The organism is Anaeromassilibacillus sp. Marseille-P3371 (assembly GCF_900169665.1).
Lineage (GTDB): Bacteria > Bacillota > Clostridia > Oscillospirales > Acutalibacteraceae > Anaeromassilibacillus.
In genome coordinates, this window is record NZ_LT835157.1 from 2,049,643 (window position 1) to 2,070,438 (window position 20,796).

Here is a 20,796-nt window from a genome sequence, read left to right on the forward strand (position 1 = left end):
CGCATGATGCGCGGTTCTTCTTCCATCCGGACTATACCGTCGGCTTTGGGATCACACCAAAATCAGCTTTCGCTCGCGGGCTTGTCGGCTAAACGCCGCATTACCGCCGGTGGGGAATTGCACCCCGCCCCGAAGACAGCTCTTAAATTTGTTAATAGTATAACACTCTCCCCAACGCCTGTCAATCCACAGAAACATATTTTTCCGGAATGTTCTGCGCGACCATCTGCTCTATGTACGAGAGGCTAAAAATGGAATCATATTGCCGAACCCCGTGTTGTTCTGCCAACGCAGCGGAATACTGCGAAAGGGGATAAATCGTTATATCCCGGAAATTCGCCCCATAATGGGTAACTATGGGGACAAAATCGACATCGGATACCGCCGTTTCTCCACTTTCCAGATTCTTTTCCACGGTTACTTTGAGCATCCCACCCACCATGCTCAAGGCGCGGTCCTGCGCGGACACAAAATTTCCCAGGGCATAAGCCACTGGACATTGCGCTCCGTCCGACGCACGTTTCAGCATCACGACGGGTTGTAACGTATGGGCGTGGTTACCGATCACCACATCGGCCCCCCAGTCCACCAGGTTTTGCGCGAGTTCCTCCTGTTTCTTCGTTGGAACATGTGTATACTCTTCCCCCCAATGTGCAGACACCACTACAATGTCCGCCATAGAATCCGCCTTTTGCACAAGATGCTCCAGTTCTTCCGTCTCGCTGGTCAAAAGGACATGGTAAGGGGAGTCCTTTGGTAGATATAGGCCATTTGTCATCTCTGTTACGCCGATATGCGCAGTTGTAATCCCATTGCGCTCTACAATCCGGATGTTTTCCAAATCTTTATCGCTTCGGTATGCTCCAATCACAGCCACTTTCTTGGTGTCCCAATAATCCAGCGTAGCGCGCAGACCCTCTTCTCCTTGATCCAAGATATGATTATTCGCATGATTGACGACATCGAAGCCAACCCGTACCAATTCATCCCCCAACTGCGTCGGCGAATTGAAGCGAGGATACCCGGAGAGCGGTCGAACAGCTCCTGCTAAAGGTGTTTCCTGATTGATAATGGCGATGTCTGCCTGCTCGATATACGGTGCTACCCGCGCATATACTGGGGAAAAATCGTATCCGGTTCCACCTGTGCGACGGCTAGCTTGCTTATAAATGCCATCGTGAATTAGGTTGTCACCCACTCCCAGGATGGTGATGGAGGCTATCTCTGGCTCTGACGAGGGTGCACTGTCCGAGGGCTTGTCCAAGGAAGGCGAGGGCTGTGCCCCCCACTCCGGCACGGATGGTTTCTCTTTCGCTTCCCCTTGCGAGGAACCCATCTGCGGAACCGGTTCCATATGTTCCATCCGTCCTGCCGCAGGCATGAGAAGCAACATCGCGGTGCACAACATCACAGCGAAACCAGCGGTCGATATGCGCAGGATGACTGTCTCTAAACGCACAGGTTTTACGCGAGGCCTTTTTTGGTAATGTCTTGCCTTCCTCATATCCGTTCCTCCATCCACATAACTCTTCCACTTCTATTGTAAAGCAGGGCTCCTTTTGCCCCATAGGTCTTTATACAAAGATTATACAACAAAAAGCCGTATGGAGCTATGAAAACCGTAGGACGGATTCTGACAGAAAAGGCCGCTGTAGAACAATAACCACAGCGGCTTTAGCAATCTTCCATATATTCCGGCAAAGTCCCAAAAAGATTACTCCGGATAAACCAGCTTTCGCTCATCCCAGCCTTCTATGATGGTCAAGAATTCTTGTGCTTCCTTCTTCGCACCTTCCAGATCATGTTCCAAATAGTTCCCACATTCCTTGGCAGTCGCTCCTGGAACCTCTCCATCATATTGGGCAATCTGCTGGAAAATCGAACGAACCAGGCGTACCGCGTCCGCCTCTTCCATGTCGCGGAGCAAAAAATAGCATCCGGTCCGGCAGCCCATTGGCCCAAAATAGATGACATGATCTTTCCATTCTGAATTGCGGGCAAAGGTTGCAAACAGATGCTCCAATGTGTGTAGCGCTCCGTTCTCGATATAGGGCGGTGTGTTTGGCCGGCGCATCCGGATGTCATATGTCTTGACATCGCCGTCGATACGGGAAAGATAGATCCCTGGAACCAACCGATCGTGGTCGATACAGAAACTTGCAATTCTGTCCATTTCATTTCCTCCATAACTCTGCAAAATAATAACACAAATTCTTTTTATCCATCCTCAAAGGAACGATTTACAAACATATCCTATAGCGTTTCCCCAGAAAAAAAGCTCTTAATTTGCTCCAAAGCTTCTACAATGGAACGTTCATAAACATCCAAAAAACTCTCATTGTTCTGTCTTCCATTCTCTGGTGAACGCCATGTCTGTAATAGAGTGTTCGCATAATCGAAGTCATCCCCCTCTCCCACGCCACGAATATGACAGGATAGAGTATGCTTTCCGCCGTGCTTCTTCTCCCACCGTTCCACCAACGGCTTTTTCAAGCTGGTGTGGTCATTGAGCCACCCCATAGCAGTCCGGGCATCCTTCACTGCCTGTTCTACCAATGGCAGCGCATGCGAGACCCCAAACCGTACATGTAATAAAAACGCATAGAGAGAAACGATCTCAGCCTGCACCTTTTGATTTTTGGGAAGGGTCCTTTTTAAGGAGAACTCAATCGGAAGAGCCCCCGCTTCATAGCGCAGAAGGACAACATCCAACGCCGACTCCATCTCATGATGGGCAATTTGTGCATCCTGATCGGGCTGTATCTTTAAAAGTTCTCGCGCCTGTGCCTCTATAAACGGATGGCAAATTCGATCTGCCGCGTAATGGCAGAGGAATCCTGCAATACAGCTCCACACACATTCCGACGGATGCGCTTCACCGTATTCATGCAGGATAGAAACTGTTCGCGAAACCGACTCTTGATGCAACCGTTCACCAAAGGAAGAGAGGCTTTCCCCTTTCTGCCAAGGAAGCGCCCGATGGTAAAAAAGAAGATCCGGTCCCTGAGCCCCCCATAAAAATGCGTCGCGTTCCAACTCCGTATGGTTCGGTTTCCAAAGCTCCAACACGCGCAAGGCGTGATAATAATGGGTAATTGCGGCAGGCATATCATCCCTCGCTTTCTAAAAGTTCATTTCCAGCAAAAAATGAGAGGCCCCTGTTGGGTTGCCTCTCATTTTATCACACTTAAAATTCATTTTAAAGGACCTTGGACAAAAAGTCCTGTAGACGCGGATTTTTGGGATGATCGAAAAACTCGTCCGGTTTGGCCTCTTCCAAAACAAGCCCCTCGTCCATAAAGAGGACGCGCGTGGCAACCTCGCGTGCAAAGTTCATCTCATGGGTAACAACTACCATGGTCATCCCCTCGTGAGCCAGCTCTTTCATCACCTGGAGCACCTCTCCGACCATTTCCGGGTCCAGGGCGCTGGTCGGCTCATCAAAGAGCATAACATCCGGCTCCATAGCCAACGCACGTACAATCGCAATGCGCTGCTGCTGGCCGCCGGAAAGCTGGGAGGGATAGGCATTTGCCTTATCCTGTAAACCAATGCGCTTTAGCAACTGCATGGCCTTATCTTCCGCCTCTTTCTCGGACTTCAGCTTCAATGTTACAGGCGCAAGGGTAATGTTCTTCAAAACCGACAGATGGGGAAACAGATTAAAATGCTGAAACACCATGCCCATTTTCCGGCGAAGCTGATCTACGTCGCAACCAGGCGCATTGATCTGTGTTCCTTCAAACCAGACTTCCCCGCCTGTCGGCATCTCCAACAGATTCAAACAACGGAGAAAGGTACTTTTTCCGGAACCGGACGGTCCGACAACAACCACCTTTTCTCCCTTCTGGATCTCTTGGTTGATCCCCTTGAGCACCTGAAGGTCGCCCCTTTGGGTGTGGAACGTCTTTTCCAAATTCTTAACGCTTATCACTCTGGTGCAACCTCCTTTCGAGCTTGGACAGACACATGGTCAACAAAATTACCAACACCAGATAGATTGCCGCCACTAAGAACAAGGGCATGAACGCATCGTATGTAATGCTGCGGATAATGTCGCCGCCCTTGGTCAAATCCTGAATGCCGACATAACCTGCGATAGAAGTCTCCTTCAAAAGGGCAATAAACTCGTTGAAAACCGCTGGCGCAACATTTTTAAATGCCTGGGGCAGAACAATCTTGCTCATGGTTGTCCGGCTGTTTAAGCCGAGCGAACGTCCTGCCTCGATCTGGCCGCGGTCCACAGACTGAATACCGCTGCGGATTACTTCCGCGACATAAGCGCCGGAGTTGATACCGAACGCCAACATCGCCACCAAAAGGGTTTCGCCGCTGGCAAAAATAAAATACACCATAATCATCAACTGAACCAACACAGGGGTTCCGCGGATGACCGTCAGATACAAGCCGCAGATTTTATTGAGAATCCGCAACTTTTTGGGGTTATTCTGATGTGTGATGCGCACTAAGGCGACCAATGTCCCCAGGATAATACCGATGATAACCGCCACTAGGGTAATCACCACTGTATTGGCAAATCCCTGCACGATGTACATATACCGGTCTTTTAAAATAAAATCGTCATAGAACTGCTGGCCTAAATCAGAGAAAAAGGACAGCGGAACCGATGCAAAGAGCGTCTGCATGCCAACCTCCCCATAAAACAGAAGCAGGCAGAAAAACTGCCTGCCCCCAAAAGGGTCCGGCGGCTCTTCTGCTGCCTATCATTTGTTTGATTTTATTCTGCGCTGATGTACTTGCCGACGATCTCGTCCATCTCGCCGCTATCCTGCATCTCTTTGAGGACTTCATTGACCATCTTTTGCAGTTCAGTGCTTCCTTTGGGCATAGCGATGGCGTATTCCTCGCTTGTGAGCGCTTCGTCCAGCTTCTTTACCTTATCACTGTTCTTTTCCACAAGCTTTTCCGCCGGGAAATTGTCGATGACCACCGCGTCGATGCGTCCTGCAATCAGATCGGAAACCGCTTCCATCCCCTTGCTATAGCGCTTGACTTCCGCTACCGTAATATCGTTCTCGCCATCTTCATTGGTGCAATACTTGTCGCCCGTAGTGCCCAACTGAACGCCAACCGTTTTACCGTTCAAATCGGTTCGAGAAACAATGTCGCTGTCGTTGGCAACAATGATCGCCTGAGAAGCGTTAAAATACGGATCTGAAAAATCCACATTCTTTTTACGGTCTTCATCTGCTGTCATACCAGCGGCCACAATGTCCGCTTTGCCAGACTGCAACGCGGTAATCAAAGTGTCAAATGCAATATCGCTGACTTCCAGCTCAACCCCCAGTTTTTCTGCGATCTTTTGGGAAATTTCAATGTCGATTCCAACGACTTCGTCGCCGTCTTTGAACTCAAATGGCTCAAATTCTGCATTGGTCGCCATAACCAGCTTTCCAGCATTCTGAATGTCCTCCGGTGTCTTGGCCTTGCTGCCACAAGCAGCCATCGGGACCATCATCGCTGCTGCCAGAAGGAATGCCAAAATCTTCTTCCCTGTTTTCATAAATCGTACCCCCAAATTTTATACTGTACCTTCTTCACCATTCTATAGCATAAATATTCATATTTCAAGCATATTTATGCGACCTTCTAAAATTCGTAAAACCTGTCAACTTCACGCGCATCGCCGGAAAGGTTTTGTGGAAATTGCAAGCCACAAATCTCCAAAAGTGTACAAAAATCCCTTGGAAGCGGCGCAATGATGCACCTGTCCTTTCCCGTCACTGGATGTCGAAAAGAGGCTTGCACACAATGCAATGCCTGCCGGTCGATGTATATCCGGCTTCCACCGTACAGATCGTCCCCCGCCAAGGGATTTCCCCTGTGCGCCATATGTACACGGATTTGGTGCGTCCTACCGGTTTCCAGGCGAAAGGCCAAAAGCGTGTGGCTCTGTGAGTGGCACAATGTGCGCCAGTGTGTTACAGCGCGAATCCCATCTCTGCACACGCAACGCTGGATGGTGTGACCCGGCAGCCGTTCAATTGGCCCATCCTCAGTCCCACTTCCCTCTAACACCCCTTCACAAACCGCCAAGTAAACTTTAGAGATACCCTGTGCCAAACGTGCCGCTGCATAAGGATTTTTTGCCAAGACCAGAACCCCGGTGGTGTCCCGGTCCAGCCGGTAAATCGGGCGAAACGCCAAGGATTCGCCCTTTCTCTGAAAATACGCCGCAACAGCATTGGCCAAGCTATCCCGGGCATGTCCAAACGAGGGATGCACCGGCATACCGGTCGGTTTGTCAACTGCCAGCAGATCGCTGTCTTCATAGAGGGGAACCAATGGGAGATCCACAGGTTCCGGAGCAGCAGAATCCTCTGGAAGCATCAACTGTACTCGATCCCCTACCTGTAAGATCTTCCGCACGGTCGCATGAGCGCCATTTACGGTGATTCCCAGTGGTTCCTTCTTTAAATCTGTCAGAAGCCGTGCAGATACCCCACAAAAATGGCGTAAAAATCCTTTAAGCTGTGCATCTCCGTATTCCGCTGGCACCGTAAACGTCAGCTTTCTCATAGAACCTCCCTGCGGGCAAAGAAAAAGAGCGGAGGCAAAATCCTTCCGCGTGCCGCCGCTCTGTTCCGCAAATGCACTTATTTTACTTCGACCGTCCAGCCGAACTCATCCTTTAGTTTTCCCCACTGAATGCCAGTCAGTGTGTCATACAACTTCTGTGAAAGCGGTCCGATCTCGCCATGGTTGATCTCCATAATATCATCGCCCCATTTTAAATGGCCGATCGGAGAAATGACAGCTGCAGTCCCCGTGCCAAACGCCTCTTTCAGACGGCCTTGTGCCGCTGCATCTGCAACCTCCTGGATCGAAAGCTTCCGTTCAGAAACCTTCAGCCCCCAGGACTTTAACATATCGATGCAGGACATGCGCGTGATACCGGACAAAATCGAGCCTTGCAAGGCCGGCGTAACCACTTCGTCGTCAATTACAAAGAATACGTTCATGGTCCCCACTTCTTCGATGTACTTACGTTCCACACCGTCGAGCCAAAGCACCTGGGTATAATCCTGTTTCTCCGCCTCATCCTGTGCCTTAAGAGAAGCTGCATAGTTGCCTGCTGTCTTTGTAAAGCCCATACCACCGCGTACTGCACGGACATAATTGGTCTCTACATAAATTTTTACGGGATCGAGCCCTTCTGGATAATAAGCGCCAACCGGGCTGCAGATCACCATAAACAGCAGGTGACGCGCCGGATGTACGCCGATGTGCGGATCTACGCCAATGATAAATGGACGAATGTACAAGGATGTCCCTTCTTCACTGGGAATCCAATCCTTTTCAATGGAAACCAGCTTTTCAATTGCTGCCTTTGCCAATTCCTCATCAATCAGCGGAATGCACAGACGTTCATTGGAGACATTCAAACGGGCCATGTTTTTATCCGGGCGGAACAGCAAAATTCTGCCATCCTGCGCGCGATAAGCCTTCATCCCCTCAAATACGGATTGGCCATAGTGAAGGCACATAGCGGAGGGGTCCATTTCAATCGGCCCATATGGAACGATGCGGGGATCGTGCCAACCTTGCCCCTCGTCGTAGTTCATTAAAAACATGTGGTCGGTAAAAATGGTTCCGAACGGAAGGGGCGCGCCCGGAGCCGGCTTTTGTTTGGGATGTTTTGTAAGTTCCACTCTGATTTCCTGCATGGTAAATGCCCTCTTTCTGATTATTCCTGCTTATTGTACCATCATTTTTCAGGGATTTCAAGTTATTAGCGCGCGAAAGGCATAGCCAAAATCCCCACACATTTGACAGGATATTTCTCACTTTTTAGAAATACTACCAAAATTTTCTGCCTGTAACCGTCAAAAGGAGCATCCTGCTGTTTGGGGCGTTGATCCCCTGTTTTGCACAGGAATATCAGAAGTCCTGCATAAAGTGAATCTCATGATTGCGCAATCCTTTGGGATAACGGTTTTTTAATCGTCCCCCGGAACATTTTCCAAATCCAGTCACAATGCCGTCAACAGCCACACCGGTATATCCCTTCAACGACTCCGGCACATCCAGTTCTTCTCCGTGGAGAAATGCCGCAATCTGGGGTCCTTCATGCGTCAGTTCTAAAACATTGCACAGAGATTCTGGCCTCGCGGCCATAAACGCTGCGTGTGCAGGTTCGATACGCTTTTGATAAGTTCCCAACAATACGCCGGCACGCAGGACGCCAAGTCCTTTCATCTGCGGTAACCCATCTGGAAGCAACAGCAAATTGTCCCCAATCTGTTCCAATACTCCCGACGGCATCTGCTTGTACAGCATTTCACAGCATGCTTTCGCCAATTCACTGGGCTTTGCATAATTGTACGGCGATGGAGTATTCCCATTCTCCGATAGGCGTTGCAACTTTGCCACAAAATGTCCCTCGCCGCCATCCATGGGAAAAATTCTCCGCGTCTGTGGAATACTTCCCGGCCGGCCAAAGGAAACGCCGCAGTCTAACAACGCAAAATCTGGACGCTTTTTCAAGAAGGCTTCAACCACCCCTTCGTTTTCTTCAAAGGAAAACGTACAGGTCGAATAGACTAAAATTCCCCCTTCACGCAACGCTTGAGAAGCTGTTTCCAAGATAGCCAGCTGGCGGATAGCACACATCTTTACATGTTCTGGGCTCCATTCTTGTATCGCCCGCTCGTCCCGCCGGAACATTCCCTCTCCCGAACAAGGGGCGTCGACTAAAACCTTATCAAAAAAGCCTTCCAATGCATCACAAAGAGTTTCGGGCCGGCAACAGGAGACCACGGCATTGCGCACCCCCATCCGCTCGATATTGGATAGAAGCACATTCGCTCGATTCCGCACGACTTCATTGCTCCAAAGCAACCCCTGCCCTGCCAATAAAGTGGCAATTTGGGTCGATTTTCCCCCGGGAGCCGCACAGAGATCCAATACCCGGTCGCCTGGCTGCGGCGACAGCACTGTAACCGCGGAAGCTGCCGAGGGCTCCTGCACGTAAAATGCCCCCGCATGATGGAACGGTAAGGCGCCAAGGTGTTCCACTCCCTCCGGGATATAATAAGAGAGCGGCGAAAATGGAGCGGTCGTGATCGAGAACGGCAAAGCCGCATGCAAACGTTCTTCCTCACACTTTTCGATATTTAAGCGGATTCCTCTCCGATAGGACTGCTCATAACAGGCAAGAAACGCAGGATATTCTCCACCCAGCATGTCCTGCATCCGTTCGCAAAAGGCCAGCGGCAATGTCGTCATGTCGAATTCTTCCCTTCTTCAAAATGATTTTCAAAGTCTTCTTGTTCTTCCTTCGTTGGCAAGCGGCAGTATCGCTTCAATCTCGGTAAGACGGCACCATATGTTTTGTAGTTATTCCTGGCCGCTTTCAGCGACAAACCGTGGTTCTCGTCGCTTGGTTCCTCTTCTCCAGACAAAAACACGTCGATCTCCCAATAACAGATTGGACAAATATAAGCGATTGCGTCCCCGTTATTTGGAATTGTCCGGTACCCACAGCAGGGACAGGGCGAACCGTTTTTCACAATCAGAGGCTCTTGACTTTCTGTATTTACTCTACCATTTCGATCCGGAAGGAAAAAATCCTTTGTCCTTTTCAAGATGATCGTCCCCTTCCCTTCTCCTTAAGAGGAATGTATTTTTTAAATAGAAAATCGCATAATTCTCCCTTGCAAAACCAATAATAACAACGCAAAGGGGGTGAATACAAATGAACAGCAATTACAATAACAGCCAGAACAGTTCCCAGAATCGTTCCAGCCAGAACAGCACACAGAACAATTCTCAGAACCGTTCCAGCCAGAACGCTAAGAACAGCACACAGAATCGCACCAGCTCCAACAGCCAGAACTGCAAGAACAGCACCAATCAGTGCAGCAGTCAGAATAACAGCCAGAATAGCCACAACTAACACCCAATCCTGACGATGGCCCATCCTCCGCAGAGATCGCCCACGGTCCACAAAGGCGGTATCTGCGGTATGGGTCCAGGAAAATCCAGGCTATATGCAAAAGCAGGCGGCTTTGTTTTCCGACAAGGCCGCCTGTTTTTTTATGTCTTTTCGGGTGGGAGTTCCTTCTTCTTACGGTTCTCTTTCAAGATCTGCCGCAGAGATTTGTCATCCGGCTTGATCTCACGGAACCCTTCACCCGTAATTTCGCCCGCTTCCCCGACAATGATAAATGCATTGGTATCCACTGAATGCACAATGTCGTAAACCCTGCTGACTTCATAGCGCCGCACCGCACAGAGAAGTACCTCCCCTTCGCGTCCGCTGTACCCACCGCGGGATTTCAGCGCCGTGACGCCGCGATCTAACCCAATCAGAATATTTTGGGCAATCTCCTCATTTTTTTCGGAGATAATAAATAGCACTTTGCCATTCCCCATATCCGTACCATAGAGGATGGCATCAATTAGACGGGTGGAGACAAAGATCGTCAAAAGTGCATACAAAGCACTCTCCATACTCTGGAAAGCAAAACCGGAGAATACGATGATAACAAAGTCCACACCCAACATCAACTTGCCCATGGAAAGATGACGGAAATGCCTTCCCAACAAGCGGGCCACCATATCTGTGCCGCCTGTAGTGCCCCCTCTTGTAAAGACCAGAGCAAGGCCAACTCCTTCCAATACACCGCCAAAGATTGCCGCCAGCATCTGATTTCCCTCATATGGAGGGATGACAACCCCCATAAGGTCAATCGCCGCCGAAGATAAAAGGGTAGCTACAAAGGTTTTAGCAACCAATTTATAGCCAATTTCTACAATGGCCCAAATAAAAATCGGGATATTGATGAGAAAAGCCGTAGCACCGATCGGCGTATGGAACAAGTAGTTCAACACAATGGATAAGCCGGTCACACCACCGGACGCGATGTGATTTGGCGCTGTAAACATCTTAACCGATACAGCATAAATCAAACTGCCCGCCACAAAAAACAGGAGATCCTTTGTCAAAGTTTTCGCCCGCTCTTGGGTCAATGGAACCTTCATAGATAGTCCTCCCCTCTTAGACCAGCGGATGCGTTTCGTCCGCTCCTTCTAATGCTTCACAGGCAATCTGAAACAGCATTCGAAGCCGCTCCAGGTCTCCCGATAAGTAAACATAACCAAACAATGCCTCAAACGCCGTAGCAGCATGGTAGTCCGCCACCTTGGCATTTTTGGGAACATGGCCCACATGGGCGTTGCGCCCGCGATTGTATACAGCAGCTTCTTCCTCTGTCAACAAAGGCAGAAGCTTTTTTGCTGCAACCGCTTGGGCGCCGCAACAGACCTGCTCAACCGAGCGTTTATGCAGCGCATTGACTGGGCAATTCCCCTGACAAACCAATTTTTCCCGCACAAACAATTCGAACACGCCGTCGCCCACAAATGCCAAAGTCAAGGGGCTGAGTTGTTTTGGATTACAGTCCGCGCCAAACAGCCGTTTCACTTTCATCACTCCACAAAGTCGAATTCGATCTCATAAATGCTGACCGTGTCGCCCTCTTGAATGCCCGCTTCACGAAGGGCGTCAATCACACCGGTCTGAATGAGAACGCGCTGGAAATATTGCAGTGATTCATAGTCATCGAAATTGACGGAATTGATGACCTGCAACAGCCACTCGCCCTCCACCATATAAAGGTGATCCTGTTTGGTAATTTTGACCGCATGCTTTTCGTAATCCTCCACAGGCTTTTGCGGCAACGATTCGGGCTCGTAGCGCTTGACCGGCGGTAGTTTACTCAAAAGTTCAGATATACGGTTCAAAAGCGGGTCTACATCGTAGCGAATTGCAGCCATAATTGGGAAGAATTCATACCCCTTTGCCTCTACAAAAGCTTTAAACTCTGCAATCTGCTCCTCTGTTGCAAGGTCACATTTGTTGCCCGCCACAAGCATGGGGCGTTCAGCCAGATCTGGATCAAATTTTTTCAGCTCTGCATTGATGATGTCGAAATCCTGCTTTGGATCGCGGCCTTCACTGCCCGCCACATCCACCATATGGACCAGAAGGCGGCAGCGGTCAACATGCCGCAGGAATTGATGGCCTAAGCCAACACCTTCACCCGCCCCTTCGATCAGTCCGGGGATGTCGGCCATCACAAAGGACCGGCCATCTTTGAGACGCACTACGCCAAGAACCGGTGTGATCGTGGTAAAATGATAGTTCCCGATGGTCGGCTTTGCTTCACTCACCACAGAAACCAACGTGGATTTTCCCACGTTCGGGTAGCCCACAAGTCCTACGTCCGCCAAAAGTTTTAATTCCAACACAAGGTCAAAACTCTCGCCCGGCGTGCCTGGCTTTGCAAAGCGGGGCGTCTGGCGGGTAGGCGTGGCAAAGTGCATGTTCCCCCATCCACCGCGCCCCCCTTTTGCAATGATCTGCGGTTCGTCGCCCGAGAGATCTGCTAGAATACGGCCGGTTTCCGCCTCTTTGACCAAGGTCCCGCGCGGAACTCGAACAACCAAGTCCTTTCCACTCTTCCCGTTGCAGCGGGACCCGCGGCCATTTTCCCCGCTGGGAGCAACATATTTTCTTTTATAACGAAAATCTGCTAATGTGGAAAGGTTGTCATCCACCTGAAAGACAATATTTCCGCCTTTTCCACCGTCGCCGCCGTCCGGACCGCCGGAAGCCACGAATTTTTCCCGATGAAAGGCGACGGCACCGTCGCCCCCATTGCCCGCTTTCACGGTAATTTTGGCATGATCTATAAACATACGAATCCCTTTCCTCAAATCAAGCTGTCAAGAAACAGCACTGCGCGTAGAAAAATTTTCTACGCCGACTGATTTAGTATGCCATCTTTTTTCACAGGAAACCGAAAAAATCCCTGCCGAATGGTTCCGGCAGGGATTTGTCATTCTGGTAAAATTACTGTTCCACAGCGTAAACGCTGACCTTTTTGCGGTCACGGCCCAAGCGTTCAAACTTGACGCGGCCATCCACCAACGCAAAGAGGGAATCGTCGGAACCTCTGCCCACGTTCTCGCCCGGATGAATGTGTGTACCGCGCTGCTTCACGAGGATATTGCCAGCCAAAACAAACTGGCCGTCTGCACGCTTCACACCAAGGCGTTTGGACTCGGAATCACGGCCGTTCTTGGTAGAACCCATTCCTTTTTTATGTGCGAACAGCTGAATATTTATCTTCAACATACCTTACACCTCCACATAGCTTACATTGATATTTTCTGGATATTGTTCCTCAAGCCCCAACATATGAAGCTTGAAACCCGCGAACAAAACGCGGCAGTCCCTCGCCGCCTTGGCCGGAATCCGCACAAGCATATAACCTTCTTCGGCTACCGCCTGCGCCTCCACACCGATAATCTCTGTCACCGTGTTGGCCGTCATATATGCCGCAGAAGAAACGGCTGCACAAATGACATTGTTGCCTTCTACTCCGCTGCCAGAATGACCACTGATGCGAAATCCAACCAAATCGCCGTCGGGCCTGGTGAAAAATTCAGCGCAGATCATTACGCATTAATAGCTTCAATCTGCACTTTGGTGTAGGGCTGTCTGTGGCCCATCTTACGCTTCTCACCCTTCTTGGGCTTATAGGTGAAGACCGTGATCTTCTTGGACTTGCCGTTCTTCAAGACCTTACCGGACACGGATGCGCCCTCCACATACGGTGCGCCGACCTTGACGTCGCCATCGTTGTCCAACAGAATGACCTTAAAGTCAACGGTTGCGTCCGCTTCCACAGCAAGCTTCTCAACAAAGATGGTGTCGCCAGCCTGTACTTTGTACTGCTTGCCGCCAGTTTCAATCACTGCAAACATGAATTTCTGTTCCTACCTTTACATTAGTCTCGCTACTATCGGGCGGGGAAACCCACTTATAGCCCGTAATATGCGGCTTATCAATATTAGCACATCCTGTCAAAAAAGTCAATCACTTTCCCCATTCAACAGCGGCGCAATGCCAAATCTTTTGCAAAATCCGCCAGGGAAATTCCTTCTTCTCCGAAGGGTTCCAAAGCGCGCACTGCCGCATGGGTCAACTCTTTCACCCGCTTCTTTGCAGGTTCCAACCCCAGAAGAGAAACATACGTTGCCTTCTGGTTTTCCGCATCGCTTCCAGTCGCCTTACCAAGCGTTTCTGCGTCGCCCTCCACGTCCAGGATGTCATCTACAATCTGAAAAGCCAATCCAATTGCGCGCGCGTAATGTTCTGCCGCGCGGCGCTGGCGTTCATCCGCCCCTGCCAGCGCGCAGCCCATTCGCGTGGCAGCCAAGATGAGAGCCCCGGTTTTTTTCTCATCCATCTCTTGAAGCGTCTCCAAAGAAACAGCCGTTCCNTTTGTTGCCCGCCACAAGCATGGGGCGTTCAGCCAGATCTGGATCAAATTTTTTCAGCTCTGCATTGATGATGTCGAAATCCTGCTTTGGATCGCGGCCTTCACTGCCCGCCACATCCACCATATGGACCAGAAGGCGGCAGCGGTCAACATGCCGCAGGAATTGATGGCCTAAGCCAACACCTTCACCCGCCCCTTCGATCAGTCCGGGGATGTCGGCCATCACAAAGGACCGGCCATCTTTGAGACGCACTACGCCAAGAACCGGTGTGATCGTGGTAAAATGATAGTTCCCGATGGTCGGCTTTGCTTCACTCACCACAGAAACCAACGTGGATTTTCCCACGTTCGGGTAGCCCACAAGTCCTACGTCCGCCAAAAGTTTTAATTCCAACACAAGGTCAAAACTCTCGCCCGGCGTGCCTGGCTTTGCAAAGCGGGGCGTCTGGCGGGTAGGCGTGGCAAAGTGCATGTTCCCCCATCCACCGCGCCCCCCTTTTGCAATGATCTGCGGTTCGTCGCCCGAGAGATCTGCTAGAATACGGCCGGTTTCCGCCTCTTTGACCAAGGTCCCGCGCGGAACTCGAACAACCAAGTCCTTTCCACTCTTCCCGTTGCAGCGGGACCCGCGGCCATTTTCCCCGCTGGGAGCAACATATTTTCTTTTATAACGAAAATCTGCTAATGTGGAAAGGTTGTCATCCACCTGAAAGACAATATTTCCGCCTTTTCCACCGTCGCCGCCGTCCGGACCGCCGGAAGCCACGAATTTTTCCCGATGAAAGGCGACGGCACCGTCGCCCCCATTGCCCGCTTTCACGGTAATTTTGGCATGATCTATAAACATACGAATCCCTTTCCTCAAATCAAGCTGTCAAGAAACAGCACTGCGCGTAGAAAAATTTTCTACGCCGACTGATTTAGTATGCCATCTTTTTTCACAGGAAACCGAAAAAATCCCTGCCGAATGGTTCCGGCAGGGATTTGTCATTCTGGTAAAATTACTGTTCCACAGCGTAAACGCTGACCTTTTTGCGGTCACGGCCCAAGCGTTCAAACTTGACGCGGCCATCCACCAACGCAAAGAGGGAATCGTCGGAACCTCTGCCCACGTTCTCGCCCGGATGAATGTGTGTACCGCGCTGCTTCACGAGGATATTGCCAGCCAAAACAAACTGGCCGTCTGCACGCTTCACACCAAGGCGTTTGGACTCGGAATCACGGCCGTTCTTGGTAGAACCCATTCCTTTTTTATGTGCGAACAGCTGAATATTTATCTTCAACATACCTTACACCTCCACATAGCTTACATTGATATTTTCTGGATATTGTTCCTCAAGCCCCAACATATGAAGCTTGAAACCCGCGAACAAAACGCGGCAGTCCCTCGCCGCCTTGGCCGGAATCCGCACAAGCATATAACCTTCTTCGGCTACCGCCTGCGCCTCCACACCGATAATCTCTGTCACCGTGTTGGCCGTCATATATGCCGCAGAAGAAACGGCTGCACAAATGACATTGTTGCCTTCTACTCCGCTGCCAGAATGACCACTGATGCGAAATCCAACCAAATCGCCGTCGGGCCTGGTGAAAAATTCAGCGCAGATCATTACGCATTAATAGCTTCAATCTGCACTTTGGTGTAGGGCTGTCTGTGGCCCATCTTACGCTTCTCACCCTTCTTGGGCTTATAGGTGAAGACCGTGATCTTCTTGGACTTGCCGTTCTTCAAGACCTTACCGGACACGGATGCGCCCTCCACATACGGTGCGCCGACCTTGACGTCGCCATCGTTGTCCAACAGAATGACCTTAAAGTCAACGGTTGCGTCCGCTTCCACAGCAAGCTTCTCAACAAAGATGGTGTCGCCAGCCTGTACTTTGTACTGCTTGCCGCCAGTTTCAATCACTGCAAACATGAATTTCTGTTCCTACCTTTACATTAGTCTCGCTACTATCGGGCGGGGAAACCCACTTATAGCCCGTAATATGCGGCTTATCAATATTAGCACATCCTGTCAAAAAAGTCAATCACTTTCCCCATTCAACAGCGGCGCAATGCCAAATCTTTTGCAAAATCCGCCAGGGAAATTCCTTCTTCTCCGAAGGGTTCCAAAGCGCGCACTGCCGCATGGGTCAACTCTTTCACCCGCTTCTTTGCAGGTTCCAACCCCAGAAGAGAAACATACGTTGCCTTCTGGTTTTCCGCATCGCTTCCAGTCGCCTTACCAAGCGTTTCTGCGTCGCCCTCCACGTCCAGGATGTCATCTACAATCTGAAAAGCCAATCCAATTGCGCGCGCGTAATGTTCTGCCGCGCGGCGCTGGCGTTCATCCGCCCCTGCCAGCGCGCAGCCCATTCGCGTGGCAGCCAAGATGAGAGCCCCGGTTTTTTTCTCATCCATCTCTTGAAGCGTCTCCAAAGAAACAGCCGTTCCTTCGGAACGAAGGTCGATTTCCTGCCCGCCGACCATTCCATGAATTCCCGCCGCAGAAGCCAACTGAAACGCTGCTTCTGTAGCGCGCCCGGCTCCTACTGCAGCAATACTCTCCGGCGAAAGCATGACTGCAAATGCCAATGTCAAAAGGCCGTCCCCTGCCAACAGTGCAGTATCCTCCCCGAAGGTTTTGTGGTTAGAGGGCTTTCCACGGCGCATATCGTCGTTGTCCATACAGGGGAGATCATCGTGAATGAGGGAATAGGTATGAATCATCTCTACTGCACAAGCAAATGGCAGAGCCGCCTGTACATCGCCGCCACACAGCCGGCAAAATTCCAGCACCAGTACTGGCCGTACACGCTTTCCTCCATCCAAAAGGCTATAGCGCATAGCTTCGATCAACCGTTCATAGCGGCAATGTTCCTTTGGAAGAAACTCCTCCAATTTCTGTTCCACCATGGGGAGATATGCGTCGAGCTTCATACCGGCTCCTCCTTTTCCAGCGCAGAAAGCTGGGTGATCTTTTGTTCCGCCTGTTTGAGCTTGTCGTAACATAGTGTTGCCAGCGCGGACCCCTCTTCAAACAGTTTCATCGAGGAATCCAACGGTTCTCCTCCCGCTTCCAGCAGCTGAACGATCTCATCCAGCCGGGAAACCGCCGCCTCAAATGTCATCGCCTTTTTTGCCATCTTTTGATTCCTCCTGTTCTGAACCATATGCCGCCTGTTCCACCAGGCAGCCGATCGTTCCATCTGAAGTTTGTAAGGAGAGCCTGTCCCCCTGATGTACTTGTCCGGCGCTGGTGACCACCTGCCCATCCGCGCCACAGGCAATTGTATATCCGCGGGAAAGCACCGCCAGCGGGCTGAGCGCATGCAACCGCCCACACAGTTCCGCCAAATAGGCTTCCCTGTCCGCTAATTTCCGTCCCATGCACCCGGAAAGCTGGGCCGACAGTCCATCTATCCGCATACGTTGAACCGCCAATAGCTCCTGTGGATTGCGCAGGATGCGACTTCCCGTTAAGGCGTCCAATTGTTGACGGAGCCGTGCCAACTTTGCACGCATGAGGGACGCCATTCGCGCCTCTTGGCCGCGCAGGCTGCAAAGCCAATCTGCCTGATCGGGGACGGCCAACTCCGCCGCCGCAGATGGCGTTGGCGCGCGCAGATCCGCCACAAAATCACAGATGGTGAAGTCTGTCTCATGGCCGACCGCACTAATCACTGGAATCTTCGAAGCTGCCACAGCTCGGGCAAGCGTCTCTTCGTTAAACGGCCACAGGTCCTCCAAAGATCCGCCGCCACGGCCCAAGAGGATGACATCAGCACAGCGAAGGCGATTCATCCGCCGAAGGGCATCAACCATCTGCGGCGCAGCCCCCTCCCCCTGTACCAAAACGGGGCAAAAGATGATTTCCGCCAGCGGCCACCGCCGCGCCAAAATCGTGACCATATCGTGTACGGCCGCGCCTGTCGGGGAGGTAATCACCCCGATGTGCATCGGAAAGCGAGGCAGCGGCTTTTTGCGGTCTGCGCGAAAAAGTCCTTCCGCACCCAATTTTTCCTTCAATTGCTCAAAAGCGAGGTTCAAGGCCCCCACGCCGTCCGGCTGGAGATCCTCGATGTAGAGCTGATACTGTCCAGTCGGCTCGTATACGCCTACATGCCCGCGCGCTATCACCTTCATACCATCCTTCGGTACAAAACGCAGACGCCGCGCATAAGCGGCAAACATCACCGACTTGACCACACATTGACTGTCTTTCAAAGAAAGATAAAAATGCCCCGACCGGTAATGGTTCGTAAAATTGGAAATTTCCCCGCTGACAAAGACGCTCGCCAAATGCGCGTCGCCTTCTAGCAGGGACTTGATATACGTATTCAGTTGTGTAACGGTCAATACGATCGGCTCTACCATGGCTCCACCCCCATTTCGGGATATAGGATACGGACATTTAATATGCTCCGGAATATTTCATCTCTGTGAGTACGGCAATCCCAGCCGCATTATCACTGGAAAATGCAGGTTCGGCAAATACAGCGCCATACTTTTCTGTGAGCGCAGATCGAATGATCCCATTGGACATCACTCCGCCTGCAAAGAGCATGGGCAGCACGCGGTATTCCTTCTGCAAGGCAGCCGCCATACCGTCCAAGGCTGCCAGAATGGAGAGAAGACAATACCGCGCCACGTCCTCCCGTGGACAGCCCTCCTCGAGCATCTTTCGGCATTGATTTTCCACTCCGGACAGCGAACAGTCCGCCCCTTTCATGGACGGGCGGATGGAAAACAAGGCGTCGGACTGCATCGCCAACTCCTCAAGGTATTTTCCAGCCGGGAATGGCAACCCCAACATACCTCCCACACGGTCCACGGCCTGTCCCCCTTTTAAATCAAGCGAGCGGGCGACAATTTCGGCCTGGAAGAGATGTTCCCGATCCGGCACAACCCGCACCGCCTCGGTTGTACCGCCGGAGACATGGAACGCCAAAAATGGTTTCTTCAAAAAAGAGAGCTTTCCAGCAGAGTAGAGTGCAGCTGCAATGTGTCCCGCTTGATGGGAAAACGAAAAGAAAGGCACGGAAAGCGCCATTGCCATCGCCTTCGCCGTGCCGGTTCCCACTGTAAAACAGGGCATATAGGACCCTTCCTGGTCACGCGGCCGGGCAGACGCCCCTACCGCCGTAACCGCTCCGCTTGATTCCTGGAACAACCGCTCCAGCACCTGCGGAAGCTGCTGAACGTGGTGAAAAACAGCGTCACTCTGCCGCAAGCCGAGCTCCCCCTTCCGCACCGGCAACAACATTTTTTGCTGGCGTACGGTCCCGTCCGTATATAATGCGGCTGACGTCGTATAGTTGCTCGTATCGATGCCCAAAGCCCTATGCATGCTTTTCACCGAATTCCTTTGCAACCGAGGCTAATACGCCGTTGACGAATGGCGCATCCTCTGCCGTCCCATACTTCTTTGCCAGGTCAACCGCCTCATTGATCGAAACGCTGATGGGGATCTCCTGCTCAAATAAAATCTCATAAATTGCAAGCCGCAGCAGGGACAGGGAAACCTTTGACAAGCGGGTCATCTTCCAACCACGGATATTCTTTTCAATCTGTGCGTCGATCTCCGCCTCATGCTGCTCTGCGCCCTCTGCAAGACGCTCTGCAAAATCGTCCACGATGACATCCTTGGACAGGCCGGCCGCATCGATAATCCGGCTGACGGAGTCCCGATTGATGGTCCTTTCAAAAGTCAGGACAAACGCCTGCTCTCTGGCTTCGCTTCGTTTCATAAGCTTCCTCCGCGTATCTTGTCAAAATAAGAAACCCTCCACAGTCGTGGAGGGTTCAAAAGATTCGTTCGATTTTCAAACTTCCACGTGGTTATTATACCACAGGATGGAAGAAAAGCACAAGGGAAGCGCCAAAGAAATCCTACTGGTTCTCCACGATTTTGATCTTATCGTAGGAGACGCCCGCCTGCCCGGCCACAATATCTTTGATAACGACCGCATTGTTCGGGTCAGATTCCTTGACTTTTACCACCACGTTGCACTCCCCGTTTTGCAGGAATACCACGCAGTCCTCAAAGCCCTTGGCCTTGATGAGATTTTCAATATTACTTTCTTTCAAGACATTTTGCGCTACGACCGCTGCCTGTGCAACCGCGTCCTTCTTCGCGGCATCGCTCTGCTCCGCGTCCTGTAGCACCTTTTCCAAGAGCTCGACCGCCTCATCCCGCGCTTTCTGTCGACTCAAACGCGCCTGTGTGAAATAATCGTTTGTATCCGCCGGTTGTTCCGTCCCAGAGGAAACCGGTGCGCTGGACGATTCTGCCGGCGCCGAGGAGGACGGCACGGAGGCATTGACCAGTTGTGCTTCTCCGAGTTCCTTCTGCGAGGTGACCGTGTTCGTTGCAAGCAGCTGATTATCTCCTGAGAATTGCCAATTCAAATAGACGGCTGCCCCCAGCGCGACGACCAAGGCCGCAAGAACAAGCTGACGTTTTCCGATACCCATAAGTATGTACTCCTCCTGTTGT

At 51.3% G+C, this 20,796-nt stretch carries 27 protein-coding genes, 1 pseudogene and 1 riboswitch; of the genes and pseudogenes, 1 reads left to right on the forward strand and 27 read right to left on the reverse strand.

Features of this window, described 5'->3' with window-relative positions:
* Positions 1-10: 10 nt before the first annotated feature.
* Positions 11-141, reverse strand: a riboswitch (FMN riboswitch).
* 40 nt (positions 142-181) lie between these two features.
* From B9Y59_RS08355 to B9Y59_RS08400, 10 genes are all read right to left on the reverse strand, one after another.
* A complete protein-coding gene (locus B9Y59_RS08355; RefSeq protein WP_085532907.1) occupies positions 182-1,504 on the reverse strand; it encodes a CapA family protein in 1,323 nt (440 codons plus the stop codon).
* Between the two features lie 210 nt (positions 1,505-1,714).
* Complete coding sequence (locus B9Y59_RS08360) at positions 1,715-2,173, reverse strand: S-ribosylhomocysteine lyase (protein ID WP_085532909.1); 459 nt, start codon at positions 2,171-2,173, stop codon at positions 1,715-1,717.
* A gap of 80 nt (positions 2,174-2,253) precedes the next feature.
* Positions 2,254-3,108, reverse strand: coding sequence for a zinc dependent phospholipase C family protein (locus B9Y59_RS08365; protein WP_085532911.1), 855 nt, complete (start codon positions 3,106-3,108; stop codon positions 2,254-2,256).
* 91 nt (positions 3,109-3,199) lie between these two features.
* Positions 3,200-3,934 carry an amino acid ABC transporter ATP-binding protein gene (locus B9Y59_RS08370; protein WP_054323419.1) on the reverse strand — a complete coding sequence of 245 codons (735 nt, stop codon included), beginning with the start codon at positions 3,932-3,934 and terminating at the stop codon, positions 3,200-3,202.
* Positions 3,921-4,646 carry an amino acid ABC transporter permease gene (locus tag B9Y59_RS08375; protein WP_054323420.1) on the reverse strand — a complete coding sequence of 242 codons (726 nt, stop codon included), beginning with the start codon at positions 4,644-4,646 and terminating at the stop codon, positions 3,921-3,923. Before B9Y59_RS08375 ends, B9Y59_RS08370 begins: the two co-directional genes overlap by 14 nt.
* Positions 4,647-4,738: 92 nt before the next feature.
* Positions 4,739-5,524, reverse strand: a complete 786-nt coding sequence (locus B9Y59_RS08380; protein WP_054323421.1) for a basic amino acid ABC transporter substrate-binding protein — start codon at positions 5,522-5,524, stop codon at positions 4,739-4,741.
* 86 nt (positions 5,525-5,610) lie between these two features.
* On the reverse strand, positions 5,611-6,540 hold the full coding sequence (locus tag B9Y59_RS08385; RefSeq protein ID WP_082402101.1) for an RluA family pseudouridine synthase: 930 nt from the start codon (positions 6,538-6,540) through the stop codon (positions 5,611-5,613).
* A 77-nt stretch (positions 6,541-6,617) separates the two neighbouring features.
* Positions 6,618-7,688, reverse strand: a complete 1,071-nt coding sequence (locus B9Y59_RS08390) for a branched-chain amino acid aminotransferase (protein ID WP_054323422.1) — start codon at positions 7,686-7,688, stop codon at positions 6,618-6,620.
* A gap of 214 nt (positions 7,689-7,902) precedes the next feature.
* On the reverse strand, positions 7,903-9,249 hold the full coding sequence (locus B9Y59_RS08395; RefSeq protein WP_054323423.1) for an RsmF rRNA methyltransferase first C-terminal domain-containing protein: 1,347 nt from the start codon (positions 9,247-9,249) through the stop codon (positions 7,903-7,905).
* The gene (locus tag B9Y59_RS08400) at positions 9,246-9,608 is read right to left on the reverse strand and encodes a CPCC family cysteine-rich protein (RefSeq protein WP_054323424.1); all 363 of its coding nucleotides are present in this window, start codon (positions 9,606-9,608) and stop codon (positions 9,246-9,248) included. Before B9Y59_RS08400 ends, B9Y59_RS08395 begins: the two co-directional genes overlap by 4 nt.
* A gap of 110 nt (positions 9,609-9,718) precedes the next feature.
* On the opposite strand from B9Y59_RS08400, the gene B9Y59_RS08405 reads away from it, so the two are divergent.
* Positions 9,719-9,919, forward strand: coding sequence for a hypothetical protein (locus B9Y59_RS08405; RefSeq protein WP_082402102.1), 201 nt, complete (start codon positions 9,719-9,721; stop codon positions 9,917-9,919).
* Between the two features lie 140 nt (positions 9,920-10,059).
* Here B9Y59_RS08405 and B9Y59_RS08410 read toward each other — a convergent pair whose 3' ends face one another.
* From B9Y59_RS08410 to B9Y59_RS08490, 17 genes and pseudogenes are all read right to left on the reverse strand, one after another.
* Positions 10,060-11,007, reverse strand: coding sequence for a YitT family protein (locus B9Y59_RS08410; RefSeq protein WP_085532913.1), 948 nt, complete (start codon positions 11,005-11,007; stop codon positions 10,060-10,062).
* A gap of 16 nt (positions 11,008-11,023) precedes the next feature.
* A complete protein-coding gene (locus tag B9Y59_RS08415; RefSeq protein WP_054323460.1) occupies positions 11,024-11,449 on the reverse strand; it encodes a Mini-ribonuclease 3 in 426 nt (141 codons plus the stop codon).
* A gap of 5 nt (positions 11,450-11,454) precedes the next feature.
* Positions 11,455-12,726 carry a GTPase ObgE gene (gene obgE / locus B9Y59_RS08420; RefSeq protein ID WP_085532915.1) on the reverse strand — a complete coding sequence of 424 codons (1,272 nt, stop codon included), beginning with the start codon at positions 12,724-12,726 and terminating at the stop codon, positions 11,455-11,457.
* Positions 12,727-12,880: 154 nt separating this feature from the next.
* Positions 12,881-13,165: a 50S ribosomal protein L27 gene (gene rpmA, locus B9Y59_RS08425; RefSeq protein WP_050698087.1), complete on the reverse strand. Its 285-nt coding sequence runs from the start codon at positions 13,163-13,165 to the stop codon at positions 12,881-12,883.
* Positions 13,166-13,168: 3 nt separating this feature from the next.
* A complete protein-coding gene (locus tag B9Y59_RS08430; protein ID WP_085532917.1) occupies positions 13,169-13,489 on the reverse strand; it encodes a ribosomal-processing cysteine protease Prp in 321 nt (106 codons plus the stop codon).
* Positions 13,489-13,797, reverse strand: coding sequence for a 50S ribosomal protein L21 (rplU, locus tag B9Y59_RS08435; protein WP_054323428.1), 309 nt, complete (start codon positions 13,795-13,797; stop codon positions 13,489-13,491). The genes B9Y59_RS08430 and rplU (B9Y59_RS08435) overlap by 1 nt, the downstream gene beginning before the upstream one ends.
* 125 nt (positions 13,798-13,922) lie before the next feature.
* Positions 13,923-14,282, reverse strand: coding sequence for a polyprenyl synthetase family protein (locus tag B9Y59_RS08440; protein ID WP_085532919.1), 360 nt, complete (start codon positions 14,280-14,282; stop codon positions 13,923-13,925).
* Between the two features lie 34 nt (positions 14,283-14,316).
* Positions 14,317-15,162: pseudogene (gene obgE / locus B9Y59_RS08445) on the reverse strand (GTPase ObgE); the annotation flags it as partial.
* Positions 15,163-15,316: 154 nt separating this feature from the next.
* A complete protein-coding gene (gene rpmA / locus B9Y59_RS08450; RefSeq protein ID WP_050698087.1) occupies positions 15,317-15,601 on the reverse strand; it encodes a 50S ribosomal protein L27 in 285 nt (94 codons plus the stop codon).
* A gap of 3 nt (positions 15,602-15,604) precedes the next feature.
* Positions 15,605-15,925 (reverse strand): ribosomal-processing cysteine protease Prp, encoded by a 321-nt coding sequence (locus B9Y59_RS08455; protein ID WP_085532917.1) that lies wholly within the window; start codon positions 15,923-15,925, stop codon positions 15,605-15,607.
* Positions 15,925-16,233 (reverse strand): 50S ribosomal protein L21, encoded by a 309-nt coding sequence (gene rplU / locus B9Y59_RS08460; RefSeq protein WP_054323428.1) that lies wholly within the window; start codon positions 16,231-16,233, stop codon positions 15,925-15,927. The genes B9Y59_RS08455 and rplU (B9Y59_RS08460) overlap by 1 nt, the downstream gene beginning before the upstream one ends.
* Before the next feature lie 125 nt (positions 16,234-16,358).
* The gene (locus B9Y59_RS08465; RefSeq protein WP_085532921.1) at positions 16,359-17,237 is read right to left on the reverse strand and encodes a polyprenyl synthetase family protein; all 879 of its coding nucleotides are present in this window, start codon (positions 17,235-17,237) and stop codon (positions 16,359-16,361) included.
* The gene (xseB, locus tag B9Y59_RS08470; RefSeq protein WP_085532923.1) at positions 17,234-17,443 is read right to left on the reverse strand and encodes an exodeoxyribonuclease VII small subunit; all 210 of its coding nucleotides are present in this window, start codon (positions 17,441-17,443) and stop codon (positions 17,234-17,236) included. Before xseB ends, B9Y59_RS08465 begins: the two co-directional genes overlap by 4 nt.
* Positions 17,418-18,674, reverse strand: a complete 1,257-nt coding sequence (gene xseA, locus B9Y59_RS08475; protein ID WP_085532925.1) for an exodeoxyribonuclease VII large subunit — start codon at positions 18,672-18,674, stop codon at positions 17,418-17,420. Before xseA ends, xseB begins: the two co-directional genes overlap by 26 nt.
* A gap of 37 nt (positions 18,675-18,711) precedes the next feature.
* Entirely contained in the window at positions 18,712-19,647 is a 936-nt protein-coding gene (locus B9Y59_RS08480) for a tRNA (adenosine(37)-N6)-threonylcarbamoyltransferase complex transferase subunit TsaD (RefSeq protein ID WP_085532927.1), read from the reverse strand.
* A complete protein-coding gene (gene nusB / locus B9Y59_RS08485; RefSeq protein WP_054323431.1) occupies positions 19,640-20,047 on the reverse strand; it encodes a transcription antitermination factor NusB in 408 nt (135 codons plus the stop codon). Before nusB ends, B9Y59_RS08480 begins: the two co-directional genes overlap by 8 nt.
* A gap of 142 nt (positions 20,048-20,189) precedes the next feature.
* The gene (locus tag B9Y59_RS08490) at positions 20,190-20,774 is read right to left on the reverse strand and encodes a SpoIIIAH-like family protein (RefSeq protein ID WP_054323432.1); all 585 of its coding nucleotides are present in this window, start codon (positions 20,772-20,774) and stop codon (positions 20,190-20,192) included.
* Positions 20,775-20,796: the final 22 nt, after the last annotated feature.

Bases quoted from the DNA above. Each gene is read 5' to 3' on its own strand.
- B9Y59_RS08380 (WP_054323421.1), bottom strand. From the start codon at position 5,524: ATGAAAACAGGGAAGAAGATTTTGGCATTCCTTCTGGCAGCAGCGATG.
- rpmA (WP_050698087.1), bottom strand. From the start codon at position 15,601: ATGTTGAAGATAAATATTCAGCTGTTCGCACATAAAAAAGGAATGGGT.
- B9Y59_RS08360 (WP_085532909.1), bottom strand. From the start codon at position 2,173: ATGGACAGAATTGCAAGTTTCTGTATCGACCACGATCGGTTGGTTCCA.
- xseA (WP_085532925.1), bottom strand. From the start codon at position 18,674: ATGGTAGAGCCGATCGTATTGACCGTTACACAACTGAATACGTATATC.
- rplU (WP_054323428.1), bottom strand. From the start codon at position 16,233: ATGTTTGCAGTGATTGAAACTGGCGGCAAGCAGTACAAAGTACAGGCT.
- obgE (WP_085532915.1), bottom strand. From the start codon at position 12,726: ATGTTTATAGATCATGCCAAAATTACCGTGAAAGCGGGCAATGGGGGC.
- B9Y59_RS08375 (WP_054323420.1), bottom strand. From the start codon at position 4,646: ATGCAGACGCTCTTTGCATCGGTTCCGCTGTCCTTTTTCTCTGATTTA.
- B9Y59_RS08355 (WP_085532907.1), bottom strand. From the start codon at position 1,504: ATGAGGAAGGCAAGACATTACCAAAAAAGGCCTCGCGTAAAACCTGTG.
- B9Y59_RS08465 (WP_085532921.1), bottom strand. From the start codon at position 17,237: ATGAAGCTCGACGCATATCTCCCCATGGTGGAACAGAAATTGGAGGAG.
- B9Y59_RS08390 (WP_054323422.1), bottom strand. From the start codon at position 7,688: ATGCAGGAAATCAGAGTGGAACTTACAAAACATCCCAAACAAAAGCCG.
- B9Y59_RS08430 (WP_085532917.1), bottom strand. From the start codon at position 13,489: ATGATCTGCGCTGAATTTTTCACCAGGCCCGACGGCGATTTGGTTGGA.
- B9Y59_RS08365 (WP_085532911.1), bottom strand. From the start codon at position 3,108: ATGCCTGCCGCAATTACCCATTATTATCACGCCTTGCGCGTGTTGGAG.
- nusB (WP_054323431.1), bottom strand. From the start codon at position 20,047: ATGAAACGAAGCGAAGCCAGAGAGCAGGCGTTTGTCCTGACTTTTGAA.
- B9Y59_RS08405 (WP_082402102.1), top strand. From the start codon at position 9,719: ATGAACAGCAATTACAATAACAGCCAGAACAGTTCCCAGAATCGTTCC.
- rpmA (WP_050698087.1), bottom strand. From the start codon at position 13,165: ATGTTGAAGATAAATATTCAGCTGTTCGCACATAAAAAAGGAATGGGT.
- B9Y59_RS08410 (WP_085532913.1), bottom strand. From the start codon at position 11,007: ATGAAGGTTCCATTGACCCAAGAGCGGGCGAAAACTTTGACAAAGGAT.
- B9Y59_RS08480 (WP_085532927.1), bottom strand. From the start codon at position 19,647: ATGCATAGGGCTTTGGGCATCGATACGAGCAACTATACGACGTCAGCC.
- B9Y59_RS08490 (WP_054323432.1), bottom strand. From the start codon at position 20,774: ATGGGTATCGGAAAACGTCAGCTTGTTCTTGCGGCCTTGGTCGTCGCG.
- xseB (WP_085532923.1), bottom strand. From the start codon at position 17,443: ATGGCAAAAAAGGCGATGACATTTGAGGCGGCGGTTTCCCGGCTGGAT.
- rplU (WP_054323428.1), bottom strand. From the start codon at position 13,797: ATGTTTGCAGTGATTGAAACTGGCGGCAAGCAGTACAAAGTACAGGCT.
- B9Y59_RS08455 (WP_085532917.1), bottom strand. From the start codon at position 15,925: ATGATCTGCGCTGAATTTTTCACCAGGCCCGACGGCGATTTGGTTGGA.
- B9Y59_RS08395 (WP_054323423.1), bottom strand. From the start codon at position 9,249: ATGACGACATTGCCGCTGGCCTTTTGCGAACGGATGCAGGACATGCTG.
- B9Y59_RS08385 (WP_082402101.1), bottom strand. From the start codon at position 6,540: ATGAGAAAGCTGACGTTTACGGTGCCAGCGGAATACGGAGATGCACAG.
- B9Y59_RS08440 (WP_085532919.1), bottom strand. From the start codon at position 14,282: ATGGATGAGAAAAAAACCGGGGCTCTCATCTTGGCTGCCACGCGAATG.